The organism is Mesorhizobium sp. WSM4809 (assembly GCF_055811655.1).
Genome location: NZ_JBVVQW010000014.1, coordinates 29,853 through 44,548, shown reverse-complemented (window position 1 = coordinate 44,548; position 14,696 = coordinate 29,853). Strand labels below are relative to the sequence as shown.

General features: G+C 63.6%; 14 protein-coding genes and 1 tRNA gene. 10 read left to right on the top strand and 5 right to left on the bottom strand.

All coding sequences use genetic code 11. The annotated features are described in order from the left end of the window. Positions 1-4 precede the first annotated feature (4 nt). Positions 5-1,096 (bottom strand): COX15/CtaA family protein, encoded by a 1,092-nt coding sequence (locus AC0L24_RS26000; protein ID WP_127810689.1) that lies wholly within the window; start codon positions 1,094-1,096, stop codon positions 5-7. A gap of 198 nt (positions 1,097-1,294) precedes the next feature. On the opposite strand from AC0L24_RS26000, the gene AC0L24_RS25995 reads away from it, so the two are divergent. Continuing rightward, positions 1,295-1,510 carry a DUF2842 domain-containing protein gene (locus tag AC0L24_RS25995; RefSeq protein ID WP_023810263.1) on the top strand — a complete coding sequence of 72 codons (216 nt, stop codon included), beginning with the start codon at positions 1,295-1,297 and terminating at the stop codon, positions 1,508-1,510. A 15-nt stretch (positions 1,511-1,525) separates the two neighbouring features. Here the strand turns inward: AC0L24_RS25995 and AC0L24_RS25990 are convergent, their stop codons facing one another. Then, positions 1,526-2,584 carry a polysaccharide deacetylase family protein gene (locus AC0L24_RS25990; protein ID WP_127810690.1) on the bottom strand — a complete coding sequence of 353 codons (1,059 nt, stop codon included), beginning with the start codon at positions 2,582-2,584 and terminating at the stop codon, positions 1,526-1,528. A 91-nt stretch (positions 2,585-2,675) separates the two neighbouring features. Between AC0L24_RS25990 and AC0L24_RS25985 the strand changes: the two genes are divergently transcribed. Together AC0L24_RS25985 and AC0L24_RS25980 are read left to right on the top strand one after the other, a co-directional pair. Then, positions 2,676-3,899 (top strand): GNAT family N-acetyltransferase, encoded by a 1,224-nt coding sequence (locus AC0L24_RS25985; RefSeq protein WP_127810691.1) that lies wholly within the window; start codon positions 2,676-2,678, stop codon positions 3,897-3,899. Between the two features lie 4 nt (positions 3,900-3,903). After that, positions 3,904-4,740: a GNAT family N-acetyltransferase gene (locus AC0L24_RS25980; RefSeq protein WP_127810692.1), complete on the top strand. Its 837-nt coding sequence runs from the start codon at positions 3,904-3,906 to the stop codon at positions 4,738-4,740. A 46-nt stretch (positions 4,741-4,786) separates the two neighbouring features. Here the strand turns inward: AC0L24_RS25980 and AC0L24_RS25975 are convergent, their stop codons facing one another. After that, positions 4,787-7,057: a GumC family protein gene (locus tag AC0L24_RS25975; RefSeq protein WP_127810693.1), complete on the bottom strand. Its 2,271-nt coding sequence runs from the start codon at positions 7,055-7,057 to the stop codon at positions 4,787-4,789. A gap of 260 nt (positions 7,058-7,317) precedes the next feature. On the opposite strand from AC0L24_RS25975, the gene AC0L24_RS25970 reads away from it, so the two are divergent. The 5 genes from AC0L24_RS25970 (at position 7,318) to AC0L24_RS25950 (ending at position 12,050) form a co-directional block, all read left to right on the top strand. Further along, a complete protein-coding gene (locus tag AC0L24_RS25970) occupies positions 7,318-7,881 on the top strand; it encodes a polysaccharide biosynthesis/export family protein (RefSeq protein WP_013532220.1) in 564 nt (187 codons plus the stop codon). 10 nt (positions 7,882-7,891) lie between these two features. Further along, positions 7,892-9,022 (top strand): glycosyltransferase family 4 protein, encoded by a 1,131-nt coding sequence (locus tag AC0L24_RS25965; RefSeq protein ID WP_127810694.1) that lies wholly within the window; start codon positions 7,892-7,894, stop codon positions 9,020-9,022. A gap of 94 nt (positions 9,023-9,116) precedes the next feature. After that, positions 9,117-10,652, top strand: coding sequence for an undecaprenyl-phosphate glucose phosphotransferase (locus AC0L24_RS25960; RefSeq protein WP_127267065.1), 1,536 nt, complete (start codon positions 9,117-9,119; stop codon positions 10,650-10,652). Further along, the gene (locus AC0L24_RS25955) at positions 10,649-11,917 is read left to right on the top strand and encodes an O-antigen ligase family protein (RefSeq protein ID WP_127397444.1); all 1,269 of its coding nucleotides are present in this window, start codon (positions 10,649-10,651) and stop codon (positions 11,915-11,917) included. The genes AC0L24_RS25960 and AC0L24_RS25955 overlap by 4 nt, the downstream gene beginning before the upstream one ends. A 56-nt stretch (positions 11,918-11,973) precedes the next feature. Continuing rightward, positions 11,974-12,050 (top strand) — tRNA-Pro (locus AC0L24_RS25950). A gap of 116 nt (positions 12,051-12,166) precedes the next feature. On the opposite strand, the gene AC0L24_RS25945 is transcribed toward AC0L24_RS25950, so the two are convergent. After that, the gene (locus AC0L24_RS25945) at positions 12,167-12,628 is read right to left on the bottom strand and encodes a YbaK/EbsC family protein (RefSeq protein WP_127810695.1); all 462 of its coding nucleotides are present in this window, start codon (positions 12,626-12,628) and stop codon (positions 12,167-12,169) included. A 187-nt stretch (positions 12,629-12,815) separates the two neighbouring features. Next, positions 12,816-13,100 (bottom strand): helix-turn-helix domain-containing protein, encoded by a 285-nt coding sequence (locus tag AC0L24_RS25940; protein ID WP_127810696.1) that lies wholly within the window; start codon positions 13,098-13,100, stop codon positions 12,816-12,818. 284 nt (positions 13,101-13,384) lie between these two features. Between AC0L24_RS25940 and AC0L24_RS25935 the strand changes: the two genes are divergently transcribed. Together AC0L24_RS25935 and AC0L24_RS25930 are read left to right on the top strand one after the other, a co-directional pair. Beyond that, on the top strand, positions 13,385-13,999 hold the full coding sequence (locus AC0L24_RS25935; RefSeq protein WP_473564289.1) for a hypothetical protein: 615 nt from the start codon (positions 13,385-13,387) through the stop codon (positions 13,997-13,999). 200 nt (positions 14,000-14,199) lie between these two features. Beyond that, positions 14,200-14,391, top strand: a complete 192-nt coding sequence (locus AC0L24_RS25930; RefSeq protein WP_164781747.1) for a hypothetical protein — start codon at positions 14,200-14,202, stop codon at positions 14,389-14,391. Positions 14,392-14,696: the final 305 nt, after the last annotated feature.

Here is a 14,696-nt window from a genome sequence, read left to right as displayed (position 1 = left end):
AAGATCAGCCCCTGAGCGCTATTCCCGCCGGCAAGGGATAGGCGCCCTTGGTGCCGCGCCAGTGTGCGGCGGCAAAACCCAGCACGATCAGCGCAAATCCCTGATGGGTCAGCGCCATATGCAGCGGCACATGCATCAGCAGCGTGCCGATGCCGATCGAAGCTTGGACCAGCACCAGTAGAAACAGCAGCGTCGCGCGCCGCGCATGCGTTGTTTCAGGCAGCCGCCGGCGCGTGGCGATCATGTGCCACAATACCACGACGAATACCGTGTAGGCGCCAAACCGATGGACGAACTGCACCGTCTTCGGGCTCTCGAAGAAGTTGCGCCACGCCGGCTCGAGGATCAGCAGATCGCCAGGGATGATCTTGCCGTCCATCAACGGCCAGGTGTTGTAGCTTAAGCCCGCGTCGAGCCCGGCGACCAGGCCGCCGAGATAGATCTGGATCAGCGCCAGCAGCACGATGAACCCGGCCAGCCTCTGCGTCGACCGATCGGCGGCGGGTTCGGAATGCGGCGCCAATCCTCGCGCGACCACCATGGTGGCGGTGAAGATCAGCGCGGCGAGTGTCAGGTGGGTCGCCAGCCGGTACTGGCTGACGGAGACCCGGTCGACCAATCCTGAAGCCACCATCCACCAGCCGATGGCGCCTTGCAGGCCGCCGAGCAGGAGAATGCCCACCAGCTTCGCTCCCAGGCCGCGTTCGATGCGGCGCGTCGCCCAGAAGAACAGCAGCGGCAGGGCAAAGACCAGGCCGACGCTGCGCGCCAGGATGCGGTGCGCCCATTCCCACCAGAAGATCGACTTGAACGCCTCGATGCTCATGCCCTTGTTGAGCTCGGCATATTGCGGGATCTGCTGGTAGAGCTGGAATTCCTCTTGCCACTCGGCATCGTTGAGCGGCGGGATCACGCCATGGATCGGCTTCCACTGCGTAATCGACAGGCCGGAATCGGTGAGCCTTGTGGCGCCGCCGACCAGCACCAGCGCAAACAGCACCAGAAGCACCACATAGAGCCAGCCGCGCAGCAGCGCCCGGTTATGCAGGTCGCGGTCGCGGGCGACGTATGGCGCGGCAGCTGATATGGCAGCCATGATCTTGTCCCGGCAGGTTGATTTGGCGGATTGGTGGACCATCGCACCCGTGCTGGCAAGACCATACGGCGCGGCACGCCGTCGCGCCGCGTCTCACCGGTTGCACAGTCTCGCCTCAAGGCCTATGCGAGGCCGATACCCCTTGAGCCTGCCAGGCCTCTTGTGCGAATTCCGGCATGCTCGATCAGGAGACCAGCCATGCCCCTGCGCCTGAAAAAGCTGATCGGAATGTTTCTGCTGGTCGCGCTGGTCATCGTCTATGCGCTGGTCGCATCGATCTTCGCGGTCGCCCGGCTGTCGGAGTCGGGTCCGTGGGTGCATTTCCTGTTCTTCCTGCTCAGCGGCCTGCTCTGGGTGCTGCCGGCAATGGGCATCATCAAATGGCTGATGCTGGAGCCGAGGGCCAAGCGATAGGCGAAACCGCCAGCGTCAGATGGTGACGACCATCTTGCCGGCGTTGGCGAGCGGCGTCGTCACGCCCGACAGCATGGTGCGGATGTGGGCGAGGCTCTGGTAGCGGCCGTTGACGGAAATGCGCGGCAAGGCGTGCAGGAACCCGGCATGCTCGGCGCGCAGCACGCCGTGGCGCGTCGTCACGGCGGAGATATAGCCTGCATCGCGGGCAAAACCCACTTCGCGGCAGCCGACAGCGCTGGCATAGCCATAGGGATAAGCGAAATGGCGGGGCATTTCGCCCAGTTCGGCCTGCAACATGGCGCGCACGGCGCCAACCTCGTGCCGGGCAACGGCTTCGGAGAGCCGCTTCAGATTGCTGTGGTTGATCGTATGGGCGCCGATCGTCACCAGCGGATGCGCGGCGATGCGACGGATTTCATCCCAGCTCATCAATGTGCGCAGGCGCGGACCGTCGGCGTCGACGCCATTTGCGCGAGCCAGATCGCGCAACACCGCCTGCAGGTCCTCCTCGCGTATTTCGGAGGTGAGATAGGCGTGCAGGCGTGCATTGGCCTGCAGCTTCTTCGCGGGGGTCGAGCAATCGATCGTCAGCGGACCATTCGGCCGCGTCAGCGTCAAGGTATCGCGCGCGTTGACGATGTCCTCGACAACGTCCCACCACAGGTCGGCGGTGCCGTTGATCAGCCCGGGTGCGACATAGATGGTGATCGGCGCGCCATGCTTCTCCAACACCGGCAGCGCCTCGACCATGTTGTCGCGATAGGCGTCGTCGGCGGTGATGGTGGCAAACTGACCGCCCTTGCCGCCTGCTTTGATGCGCTCAACGGCTTCGTCCATGGAGACGAAGGCATAGCCATGCGCCTTCATGTCCGCGATCATGGCGTCAAGGAAGCCGGGCGCGATATTCAGATGCCGGTTGACGCTGTCCGGCTTTTCCGGCGTCGCGGTAACACGGTGCAGCATCAGGATGGCGCCGATGCCGCCGATGAACGGCTTGGCCAGCGGTGCAAGGCCGGTATAGCGGGCGACGTTCAGCGCCAGTTTCCGGATTGCCTCCCCGCCGTCGATCATTCATTCACCTTTTGCGCCTAGGCTGATCCAAGCACGGAATGCGCCTATGCGAACCCCCAAATCGCGATCAATACGTCCTAAGGATTGAGGTATGGTTGACGCAACCGCGTCATTTGACGGCAATCGGCTTGCGGCGACCGAGGCATCGTCGCGCGCCTTGCCACGGGACCATGCCGGCCTGTCGATTTCAGTGGCGTCCACGGACGGACTCGCGGCCTATGCCGAGTTCTGCCGCTCGGCCCTGTTTGGGCCGGCGCAGAGTGCTGCCTGGGTCCAGAACTGGGCGACCGAGACACGACCGGACCTGCTCGTCGCGACGCTGAGTGCCGAGGGCAAACCGGTTTTCTCGCTGGCGCTGGAGGTTGCCGCCAGGGGGCCGTTCCGGATCGCCCGCTTCATGGGTGGGCGCCACGCCAACGGCAACTTCGTCGCCGCGGACCCGAACTGGCTGGCCAAAGCGGATATACCGGCCCTCCGATCGGTGCTGGCGGCCATCGCCAAGGCACGCCCGGACATCGATCTGGTCGCGCTCGAGCGGTTGCTGCCCGATCTCGACGGCGTCGCCAATCCGCTCGCATCGCTTGAGTATTTTTCCAGCCCCAACCTGTCGCTGGCCGTCGATCTCGCCGGCGGCTTCGATGCGCTGCTTTCCCGCGCCAGCGGCAAACGCAAACGCAAGAAGCACCGGTCGCAGATCCGGAAATTCGAGGCCGTAGGCAGCTATCGGCGCATCGGGGCCCGCACCCCCGACGAGGTGGGCAGGCTGCTCGACGCCTTCTTCGAGATGAAGGAACTCCGCTTCCGCAAGATGGGCATCGCCAATGTTTTTGGCGACGCACAGGTACGCGGCTTCTTCCGCGCGCTGTTCATGCAGGCGCTTGCCGAGGACAGGCCTTCCTTCGTGCTGCACGGGCTCGAGGTTGCCGGCAAGCTGCGCGCCATCACCGGTTCAAGCCGCTTGGGCAAACGCCTGATCTGCGAATTCGGAGCGATCGCCGAGGACGATCTCGGGCATGCCAGCCCCGGCGATTTCCTGTTCTTCGACAACATCCAGGAAGCCTGCGAGACCGGTTTCGAGGTCTATGACTTTTCGGTCGGAGATGAGCCTTACAAGCGGCTGTGGTGCGATATCGAAACGCGGCATTTCGAAGTGCTGGTCCCCTTGACCATGAAGGGCCGCATGCTGGCGCTGACGCTTCGGCAAGGCGCGCGGCTGAAAGCCTTCGTCAAGAACAGCCCGACGATCTGGAAGCTGACCAAAGTGCTGCGCCGCAAAGCCGCCGGCCAGGCAGCGCCCGCGGAAGAAGATAGCTGACGCCATGAAGCCGATCATCCGCACACTGTCCCTGCAGGAACTGGCGCTTCTCGTCGACTGGGCGGCCGCGGAAGGCTGGAACCCAGGTCATGAAGACCCGGCGATGTTCCAGGCCGCGGACCCCGAAGGCTTCATCGGCGCCTTTGTCGGCGACGACATGGTCGCGGCAATTTCGGCCGTGGCCTATGGAAGCGAATTCGGTTTCATCGGCCTCTACATCTGCCGGCCTGACATGCGCGGCATGAGCTACGGCAAGGCCGTGTGGGACGCCGGCATGAAAAGGCTTTCGGGCCGGACTGTCGGCCTCGACGGCGTCGCCGAGCAGCAGGCCAATTACCGGCGCAAGGGCTTCGCGCCGGCCTATGAGACCATCCGCTTCACCGGGCGCACGGCAGGCCAGCCGGTCAGGGCCGATGGGTTGCGGATGATTACGACGCAGCTCCTGTCCGGCATCGTCGCCTATGACGCCCATTGCTTTCCGGCGCCCCGAGGCACCTTTCTGAAGCGATGGCTGCAGGAGCCGCATCATGGGCTAGCGGCGATCGGTTCGCGCGGCGTGACCGGTTTTGGCGTGGCGCGCCGCTGTCGATCCGGCTTCAAGATCGGCCCGCTGTTTGCCGACGACACGGAGATCGCTTTGCAACTCCTGGAGGGACTGGCCGGCGCCTGCGAGGGCGGCGAGCTGCACATCGACGTCCCCGCCGATAACGCCGGCTTCATAACTGCGCTCGATGCGGCCGGCTTTGCGCCGACCTTCACCACCACGCGCATGTACATGGGGCCTGCCCCGGAACTGGACCTGCGAAGGGTGTTCGGCGTAACGACGCTTGAACTGGGATAGATCGGGCGAACCGCAGAACGGCCCCGCCGGCGATCCGGGGCTCCCCTCAGGCAGCGGCAGTGCGCCTTCCCGGCACCGGATTGCCGGGCGGTTCGTGGCCGAGCGGCGTCACCAGCGTGAGGTCGGGGTAGCCGTTCTCGATCAGCTTGACCGCAGCCTGCGTCACCTCATCGTCGGCCTCCAGCATGGAGAGAAAGACCTCGGTGGCATCGCCGGTCAGGCGGCCGATGCCTTGTGCGTCGGCCGGTCCGCACTCGACCACGACCAGGTCGTAGGCTGTCGTCAACGACTGCATGATGATCGGCAGCCGGTCGGCGGCACGCATGGCACGAACCGGATCGGCGGTTCCGACCGGGATGACGTGACAGTCCGAGTAGAGATCGGCATGGATGACGTCGCTGAACTGCGCTTCCGAAGCGAGCAGGTTGGTGATGCCCGGGAAAAGGCCGCTGTCCAGCATCGGCCGCGAGGCGGCCCCCGACGCGGTGAGGTCCAGCAACAGCACGCGCAGCCCGGCGTCGGCGACCTCGCGCGCCACCAGGATCGCGGATGCAGCCGCCTCGTCGCCTTCCGGCGAGACGAATATGGCGCGCGCCGCACCGCTGGAGATCAGCTTTTCGGCAGCCTTCTCGATATCGATCTCGCCCAGGGTGGAACGCGCCGGTTCGGGCTCGACAGCCGTCTGCTCTGTCGCCGTCGTATCGGGCATTGCGACCACATCCGGTGCCTCGGCCATGGCCGGCATTCCGGCGGCATAGGGCTCCGCATCTGTTTCATCCGCACGTTCAGGCAGCTCCTGGCCAACCAAGGGGTCCTGCAGGACGGCAGGCTCGTGGCGGACAAATGGCTTGGCGACCGGCGCCTGCGCCACCTGGGGCATCGCGACCTCATCGATCCGTTCGAAACGGGAACCGCTCGCCGGCCGCATCGCGCGGCCTGAAAACAGCTCCCGCAGAAGCGTCACGATCGCCATGATCAGCAGCGATGCGGCGAAAGCCGCGCCGACGATCGGCCCGACCTTCGGGAAATAGGCCTCGGAGGGAACCGAAGCCTTCGAGGCGATCCGCGCGTCGACCGGCAGATAGTTGCGATCCTGGCGCGAAGCGGCTTCGCGGTAGTTGGTCAGGTACAGCTCGAGTTGCTGTCGCTTGGCGGTCGCGTCGCGCTGCAGTGCGTCCAGATCGACCTGTTGTTCGCCGGCCTGCGCCGAAGCGGCTTTCAATGTGTTGACGTCTGCGACAAGCTGGTTCTCGCGGGCCTTTGCCGTCTCGGCCTGCATCAACAGGCCTTTCATGATCTTCTGGGCCTCGCTGCGGATCTGTGCGTCGAGATCGGACAGTTGCGATTTCAGCGCGCGAATGCGCGGATGGTTGCCTAGCAGTGTCGTCGACAGATCGGCGATGTTGGAGCGCAATTCGACCTGTCGCTCACGCAAGCGCTGGATCAGGTCCGACGACAGAACCTCCGGCACAGCATCCAGCGAACCGCCATTCTGCAGCGCCCTGCGCACGCCGTCGGCGGTCGCTTCGGCCGCGGCGCGGTTGGCGCGCACTTTCGACAGTTCGCTCGACAGTTCCGAAAGCTGCTGGGTGGCCAGCACCGAATTGTTGCCACCCATCAAAAGATCGGACTGGGCGCGATAGGCGGCGACCTTCGCCTCGGCATCCTTGACCTGCCGCTGCAGGTCGGCGATCTCGGGCGCCAGGAAGTCTGCCGCGGCGCTGTTCGATTCGAGCTTGGCCGCCCCTTGCCCCGCTATATAGGCGGCGGCGATGGCGTCCGGTACGGCGGCCGCGAGCTTGGGATCTTCCGATGAGAATTCGATGGCAATGATGCGGGTCTTCTCGACGCCATAGACGTTGAGCTTCTCGTGCATTTTCTTGAGCACGCGCTCTTCCGTCGGAATTTCCATCGGGTCGCTTTTCAGGCCGACCAGGACCAGAGCGCGGCTCAGCGCCGACATGTCGAGCGCTTCATTGAACTCGGGCAGTTTTTCCAGACCAAGCTTTTGCGAGACCTGCTTGAGGATTTCGTTGGAGGAAATGATCTGGACCTGGGTGGCGACGCCCTGTTCGTCGAGGATAGGCTTGTCGGTGTCGTTGTTGTTGCTGGCCGGCCGCGTGTAGATGGATTCGCGCGGCGCGATCTCCACCTGCGTCTCGGCCTTGTAGTGCCGGGTTGCCAGCGAGGCGAAAGCAAAGGCCAGCCCGGTTGCCAACAGGACGACGAGGACTATACGCAGCCAGTTCCTCGCCAGGCTGGCGAAGAGCTGCCTGAGATCGACATCGACATCTGCGGCCGCGGACTGAACGGACATGCATCCCTACTCCGATACTGGGTCAGCACGCACCGTAAACAACTATGGTAACTCAGCCGTTAAGATCGTGGTAAGTTTCCGTTAGGGTTTACTGGCGGGCGGCAAACAAAACCGCCAAGAATCACAAAAACTCTTGCCGATGCGCCACGCGTCGGCCGCTCCCTTTACCGGCCATTAACCCTAACAGGATGATAACGGGCCTCGATCCCTGATGTTTGCTGCGACGCCGCAGCGGCCCAGTCGAAGGTACTTGTCCGGTCATGAAAAGCACTGCTTCCCTGTTTCGCGCGCTGCTTGCCGTATCGATGCTGGCTGGCTGTTCCAGCTACCGGCCGACGCCGGCCGCCTTCCATGAGGTGCTCGATCAGCCCTACCGTCTTGGCGCCGGCGACCGCGTCCGCGTGACCGTGTTCGAGCAGGACGGGCTGACCAACACCTACAGTGTCGATCAATCCGGCTATCTCTCCTTCCCGCTTGTCGGCGCCATACCGGCGCGCGGCCACACCGCGCAGCAGATGGAAAAGGAGATCGCCGACAAATTGCGGCAAGGCTATCTGCGCGATCCCGACGTTTCGGTCGAGATCGACCGCTACCGGCCGATCTTCGTCATGGGCGAAGTGGGTGCCGCCGGCCAATATTCCTATGTTCCCGGCCTGACGGTGCAGAAGGCGATCGCCATTGCCGGCGGCTTCACGCCGCGCGCCAACCAGGAAAGCGTCGACATCACCCGCGACATCAACGGCAAGGTGATGACCGGCCGCGTGGTCACCTCCGATCCGCTGCTGCCGGGCGATACGGTCTACGTCCGCGAACGTCTGTTCTGACAGATACCAAGTGGCGGACAGGCTCAGGATCGTCCATTGCTTTCGCTCACCCGTCGGAGGAATTTTCCGGCATGTGCGCGACCTGGCCGAGGCGCAGGTCGCCGCCGGGCATTCGGTCGGCATCGTCTGCGATTCGACGACGGGCGGCGCGTTCGAGGAACATTTGTTCGAGCAGATGAAGGGCATGCTGGCGCTCGGCATTCATCGCACGCCGATGCAGCGCCATGTCGGTCCCGGCGACCTTGCCTCGGCTTGGCGCACATACAGGATCATCAAGGAATTGCGGCCGGACGTACTGCATGGGCACGGCGCCAAGGGTGGCGCCTATGCCCGTCTGTTCGGCTCATTGTTGCGGGTATCAAGGTCTCGCGTAGCCCGCCTTTATTCGCCGCATGGCGGCTCGCTCCACTATGACGAGAGCACGGTCATCGGAAAGCTGTTCTTCGCGCTCGAGCGATTCATGGCTCGCTTCACCGACTATCTGCTGTTTGTCTCGGACTATGAGCGGCGGACCTATCGCCACAAGGTTGGCGAGCCTCCCATTCCCAACACCCTCGTCTATAACGGCCTGCGCGCCACTGAATTCGAGCCGGTGATCACCGAGCCCGACGCAGCCGACCTGCTTTATATCGGCATGATGCGCGACCTGAAGGGACCGGATATCTTCATCGACGCATTGGCCCTTGCCGGCCCACGGTTCGGCCGCGCGCTGACCGCGGTGATGGTCGGCGACGGCGACGACCTTCTGCGTTACCACGGGCAAGTGAAACGCCTCGGGCTCGAGCGCCATGTCCGCTTTCTGCCGCCGATGCCGGCCAGGGAGGCCTTTGCCCTTGCCGCGCTTATCATCGTTCCCTCGCGCGCCGAAGCCATGCCCTATATCGTCCTGGAAACGCTTGCCGCGGGAAAGCCGATGATCGCAACCGCGGTCGGCGGCATCCCGGAGATATTCGACACCGGTTCCCCTGCCCTGATCCGACCTGACCCGATCGAGCTCGCCGACAGGATGAGCCAGGCGCTGGCCGACCCGGTCGCCTATCGCGACCTGATGCCCGATAGCGCCAACCTCAAGGCACGCTTCGGCGCCGATGTGATGGCCGCCGACATCGAGAAGGCCTATTTCGCAGCGCTCGACAGGTAGGCACAGGGCCAAGCCGTTCCAAAGCCATACGTTGTTTCAAGGGTTTCTTAGCTCTCTTTTGCTATGACCGTGGGGAAGTTTGCGGAAAGCCCTCATGAACGAGATCGACCCCGCGCGCCGCTTTTCAGCAGAGGCGGTGCGTAAATTCGACGGCCCGGCCGATGGCGACACGCCAAGCGGCATGAACGATGTCGCCCGCCAGGTCGCCTCGCAGTACCGGCGCGATACGATGTCACCGATCATGGTCAGCGGTGTCCTGCGCATGGTCGAATTCGGCTTGCTGTTCCTGTCCGGGCTCGCCGTCTATTTCCACTATGTCGGTTTCTTCAATTATCTCGCCTGGCAATATCCGGTGACGATCGCAGCCGGCTCGTTCCTTGCCGTGGTGCTGCTCGACGTCACCGACTGCTACCAGATCGTCGCCCTGATGCGGCCCATCGCCAATTTCGGCCGCGTGCTGCTGGTCTGGGCCGGCACATTCGCCCTGATGGCGCTGACGGCATTCGTCATGAAGATGTCGCAGGACTATTCGCGCCTATTGTTCGGCAGTTGGTTCGTCATCGGCTTCGTTCTCATCTTCGGCCTCAGGCTGGTGATGTCGAAGCTGATCCGGGCCTGGGCGCGCGATGGCCGCATGGAGCGGCGCGCCGTCATCGTCGGCGGCGGCAAGGCGGCGGAAATCCTGATCCGCTCGGTCGAAAAGCAGCCCTACAACGATATCCGCATCTGCGGCATCTTCGACGATCGCGGCGACAAGCGCTCGCCGCCCATCGTCGCCGGCTACCCCAAGCTCGGCACCATTTCGGAACTGATCGAGTTCGCCCGCATCGCCCGCATCGACATGCTGATCGTATCGCTGCCGCTGACCGCCGAATCGCGCGTTCTGCAGCTGCTGAAGAAGCTGTGGGTGCTGCCGGTCGACATCCGGCTATCGGCACATTCCAACGCGCTGCAATTTCGCCCGCGCGCCTATTCCTACATCGGCGCGGTGCCGATGCTCGACATCTTCGACAAGCCGATCAACGACTGGGATTCGGTCGCCAAACGCGCCTTCGACATCGTCTTCAGCCTGATCGGCATCGTCGTGTTCTCGCCGGTCATGCTGGCGACCGCCATCGCCATCAAGCTCGACAGCAAGGGTCCGGTGCTGTTCCATCAGAAGCGGCACGGCTTCAACAACGAGATCATCGAGGTCTACAAGTTCCGCTCGATGTATACGGACAAGGCCGACCCGACCGCCAAGCAGACGGTGACCAAGAACGATCCTCGCGTCACCCGCGTCGGCCGCTTCATCCGCAAGACCTCGATAGACGAGCTGCCGCAGTTCTTCAACTCGCTGCTCGGTTCGCTGTCGCTGGTCGGCCCGCGTCCGCATGCCATCGCCGCGCAGTCGCACAACCTGCTCTACAACGAGGTGGTCGACGGCTATTTCGCCCGCCACAAGGTCAAGCCCGGCGTCACCGGCTGGGCGCAGATCAATGGCTGGCGCGGCGAGATGGACACCAACGAGAAGATCCGCATGCGGACCGAGTATGATCTCTACTACATCGAGAACTGGTCGCTGCTGTTCGATTTGCGGATCCTGTTCCTGACGCCGCTCCGGCTGCTCAATACGGAAAACGCCTATTGAGTGCGATCAGCCATGATCTGCCGCGCGCGGCGGTCAACGCCAAGCTGGTCGCGCTGATTTCGTCGGGCGCGGTCTTCCTCGGCATTCTGCTGTCGGGCTTCGTCATCAGCGAGCCGGCGCCCTATGAGCTCTACATGGCCGGCCTGATCGCCATCTGGGCGCTTTTCGGCCTGAGGATTTCCCGCGCGGCCACGCCGCTGCTGGTGCTACTGGTGATGATGAACATCGGCGGCATGATCTCCATGACGCAGATGGCGGACCTCGCCAACACGCCGCTCTATCTCGCCGTGTCGCTGTTTCTCGCCTTCAGCGCGGTGTTCTTCGCATCGATCACCGCCGTACAACCGAGCCTATACCGGCTGATCTTCATTGCCTATGTGGTCTCGGCCGTGGCCACCTCGCTGCTTGGCATTGCAGGCTATTTCCATGCCTTTCCGGGCGCGGAGATGTTCACCAAATACGATCGCGCCGCCGGCGCCTTCCAGGACCCGAACGTGTTCGGCCCGTTCCTGGTGCTGCCCGGCATCTATCTACTCTATCTGCTTTTGACCGGACCGGCGACACGCATGCCGCTGCTGGCGGTGCCGCTGCTGATCATCACCGCCGGCATCTTCTTCTCCTTCTCGCGCGGCGCCTGGGGCATGTTCACCGTCTCGGCCGTCCTGCTCACCGGCTGCCTGTTCCTGCAGAGCGCCAGCGGCAAGTTCCGGCTGCGTGTGGTGGTGATGACGATTGCAGCACTGGCGCTGCTGGTCATCGCCATCATCGTCATCCTGCAGCTGCCCGGCGTGTCGGAGATGTTCTCCAACCGTGCCCAGCTCGAACAGAGCTACGACACCGCCCGCCTCGGCCGCTTCGCCCGCTACGGGATCGGCTTCCAGATGGCGATGGAGCATCCGTTCGGCATCGGCCCGCTGGTCTTCGGCACGATCTTCGGCGAAGACACCCACGACATCTGGCTGAAGATGCTGATGGATTATGGCTGGCTCGGCTTCGTGTCGTTCCTGGCGCTCGTCTTATGGACGATAGCAGCCGGCTTCCGCATCCTGCTGCGCGACCGGCCGTGGCAGCCCTATCTCCTGTGTGCCTATGTCGCCTTCATCGGCAATATCGGGCTCGGCACCTTCATCGACATCGACCACTGGCGCCATGTCTACCTGCTGCTCGGCCTGATCTGGGGCGCCATCGCGCTGGAATACAGGCACCAACGGCTGTTGCGGCCTGCCTTGCAGGGCTCGCCGGCACCGGCAATCGCAGCGGTATAAAAGTCGCGGAATTCGGTTGACCCGCACGGGGTTATCACGATACATCGCGACCGGTCCGGAGTGTAGCGCAGCCCGGTAGCGCACTTGACTGGGGGTCAAGGGGTCGTCGGTTCGAATCCGGCCACTCCGACCAATTCAAAGCAGGACTTTCCCCCGAAGTCCGCCCCTCCAGATGCCCCGGTCAGCCCGGCCAAATCTCGGATCGGGGCACCATGTCCTGTGCGCTTGAGCTCCGGCTTGGTGCTAATGCTACCTCTGGCACACATCCACCCACTCAGCGCCGGTAATCTCAACCATGCGCTGCGGCGCAATCCGCACCGCGGCGTTGGTGGCGCCTGCCGCAGGCACCACCTCTTCAAACTCGCGCAGCGATACGTCGAAATAGACCGGCAGCGGCGCCGGCAGGCCGAACGGGCAGACGCCGCCGACCGGATGGCTGGTCGCTTCGACAACTTCGGCGGCGTCGAGCATGCGCGGCTTGCCGCCGAACTGGTCCTTGAACTTACGGTTGTCCAGCCTGGCGATGCCGCTGGTCACCACCAGCATGGCGCGGTCGCCGACGCGCAGGCAGATCGTCTTGGCGATCTGGGCCGGCAGCACGCCATGCGCCTCGGCCGCCAACATCACCGTCGCCGAGCTCGCCTGCGTGACGATGACGTCGATGTCGGGCGCGTGGGCGGCGAAGAAGGCACGAACGGATTCCAGGCTCATATCGAAAACCCATGGCTCAAAAAGCTTGATGGACGGCAGATTGCGGTTCGGCAGCCGGGGGCCGCCGCGCGTATAAGCACGTGCGATAGACGGATCGGCAAGCCCCAGGCTGAAGCAGACGCTGCGGCAGGTACAAAGAAACCCGCCAAGGAGCCTTGGCGGGTTCTCTGGAATGCGTGGTGCGGATCTACGCCAGCGATCGGCCTTGCGCCGCCGGCGTCGGCGCAGCCGGGGTGATCAGAGCCTCCTGGGGAAGGTGAAGCGCGGACACAATACGACGCAGCTTCGACGGGTCGGTCACTCTGCCGCTTTCGATATCCTCAATCTCGTCCACCGCCAGGCCGCATGTCAGGGAGAGCTCTTCCACGCTGTAACCGCGGGTCTCCCGCATCGCTCTGAGGGTATTGTAATTTGGCCCGCTTCCGTTGGTTGCCGGTTCGGAGTGGGCTTCGCTTTTCGCATTATGGGGCATTGGCAACTCCATGACTGAAAGAGTTTGATCAAATGAGGAGTGTTGCCTGAGACGGTCGGGAAGATGCCCTCTCGCCGGCGATTTGCCAAGAGCCAAAAGGGCCGTCACGGGATCGTGAACCAGGTGCCTGGCGCGGCCCTCTCGCGCACACGTCGCGATCAAGTTGTTTTGAAGGTCCGATCAGCCTTTTGCCGGCAGTTTCGCCGCGCTCGTTCGTTATCTCCGGGTCGCTGGCGTGAAACCATCCGGTTCCAGCCGGCTCGTTCCCGGAAGGATTTTTTGCAATGAACCTGAAGACAGTCATGGTCGTGCTCGGCACGATTTCCAGCCTTTCCGTCGCCGGCGCGGGCGCCGCCCAGGCCGCAGACGCGCTGCGTGTGCGCGGCACGGTGGTCAGTTTCGAGCCCACGCTGCTCACCGTGAAAACGCGCCAGGGCGATACCGATGCGATCAAGCTCAAGGCTGGCTGGAAGATCTCGGGCGTCGCCAACGCCTCGGCAAAGGATATCAAGCAGGGCGATTTCCTCGGCATTGCCTCTGTTTCGAAAGCGGATGGCGGCAGCGGCGCCCTGGAGGTGGTGGTCTTTCCGGCCGCGCTGAAAGGCACTGGCGAGGGCGACCGTCCCTGGGACCTGCAGCCAAACAGCCGGATGACCAACGGCACCGTCGCCGACGTTGCCGATATAAGCGGGCGATCCGTCACCCTGACCTATGACAATGGCCAGACCAAGAAGATCTCGATCCCCGACACCACGCCCGTCGTGACCTTCGCGCCGGCGACGCCTACCAACCTCAAGCCGGGTGCGACGGTCTTCGTCACCGCTGAGCGGGGCAGCGACGGCGCGCTGAGCGCCAGCCGCGTCGTGGTCGGAACCAACGGCGTCGTGCCACCGATGTAGTCGAACAGGCGGCCCAATGGCCGTCTCTCTCGATCTTGCCGTGCATGGTGGCGGGAGACTGGATTGGGCAGAAACAGTCCAGAAACAAAATTCTACAATCGGGAAATACTGACGAAAAAATTCAGGCGCGTAATTCCATTCGCGGCGGCCGGGCTATCGCCTCGATCCATATGCGCCCGCGAAACAAAAGGAAACCATCCATGAAGAAGTCCCTCCTCTCGGCCCTCGGGCTTGCAGTTGCATTGGCTTTCACGGTGCCCGTCATCGGCGCGACGAGCGCGGATGCGGCCCCGATGGCCAAGCATCATCGTCACCACCATCATCACCGCCACCATGTCCGCCACCACCATCATCACCGCCACCACCACCATGTGATCGGAAACAAGGCCTAAGCACCGCAGACTGCCACCGAGAAGACCGGCCTTGGCTTCCTGTCCAAGGCCGGCTACTCCGCCCCGCGAGGCTCGATCTCGGACTGGATCAACAATTCACGCAAATCCACGCCGCGACGTCGTCGTCTATCCCGGCGCTGGTATGGCACCACGACCAATCCGGCATTCGCCAGCGAAATCGAGCGGCTCTGGCGGCTCGACCAATCGCATTGCGCCGGCGGCACAGAGGTGCGAGGCGCCTCCAGCGACAACAGACATAGCCGACCGCAAGGAAAATGACGGATCACCTTGAGGCGAGCCGTCAC

Excerpts from the sequence above, each read along its gene's own strand:
- AC0L24_RS26000 (WP_127810689.1), bottom strand. The coding sequence starts at position 1,096 with ATGGCTGCCATATCAGCTGCCGCGCCATACGTCGCCCGCGACCGCGAC.
- AC0L24_RS25995 (WP_023810263.1), top strand. The coding sequence starts at position 1,295 with ATGCCCCTGCGCCTGAAAAAGCTGATCGGAATGTTTCTGCTGGTCGCG.
- AC0L24_RS25990 (WP_127810690.1), bottom strand. The coding sequence starts at position 2,584 with ATGATCGACGGCGGGGAGGCAATCCGGAAACTGGCGCTGAACGTCGCC.
- AC0L24_RS25985 (WP_127810691.1), top strand. The coding sequence starts at position 2,676 with ATGGTTGACGCAACCGCGTCATTTGACGGCAATCGGCTTGCGGCGACC.
- AC0L24_RS25980 (WP_127810692.1), top strand. The coding sequence starts at position 3,904 with ATGAAGCCGATCATCCGCACACTGTCCCTGCAGGAACTGGCGCTTCTC.
- AC0L24_RS25975 (WP_127810693.1), bottom strand. The coding sequence starts at position 7,057 with ATGTCCGTTCAGTCCGCGGCCGCAGATGTCGATGTCGATCTCAGGCAG.
- AC0L24_RS25970 (WP_013532220.1), top strand. The coding sequence starts at position 7,318 with ATGAAAAGCACTGCTTCCCTGTTTCGCGCGCTGCTTGCCGTATCGATG.
- AC0L24_RS25960 (WP_127267065.1), top strand. The coding sequence starts at position 9,117 with ATGAACGAGATCGACCCCGCGCGCCGCTTTTCAGCAGAGGCGGTGCGT.
- AC0L24_RS25945 (WP_127810695.1), bottom strand. The coding sequence starts at position 12,628 with ATGAGCCTGGAATCCGTTCGTGCCTTCTTCGCCGCCCACGCGCCCGAC.
- AC0L24_RS25940 (WP_127810696.1), bottom strand. The coding sequence starts at position 13,100 with ATGCCCCATAATGCGAAAAGCGAAGCCCACTCCGAACCGGCAACCAAC.
- AC0L24_RS25935 (WP_473564289.1), top strand. The coding sequence starts at position 13,385 with ATGAACCTGAAGACAGTCATGGTCGTGCTCGGCACGATTTCCAGCCTT.
- AC0L24_RS25930 (WP_164781747.1), top strand. The coding sequence starts at position 14,200 with ATGAAGAAGTCCCTCCTCTCGGCCCTCGGGCTTGCAGTTGCATTGGCT.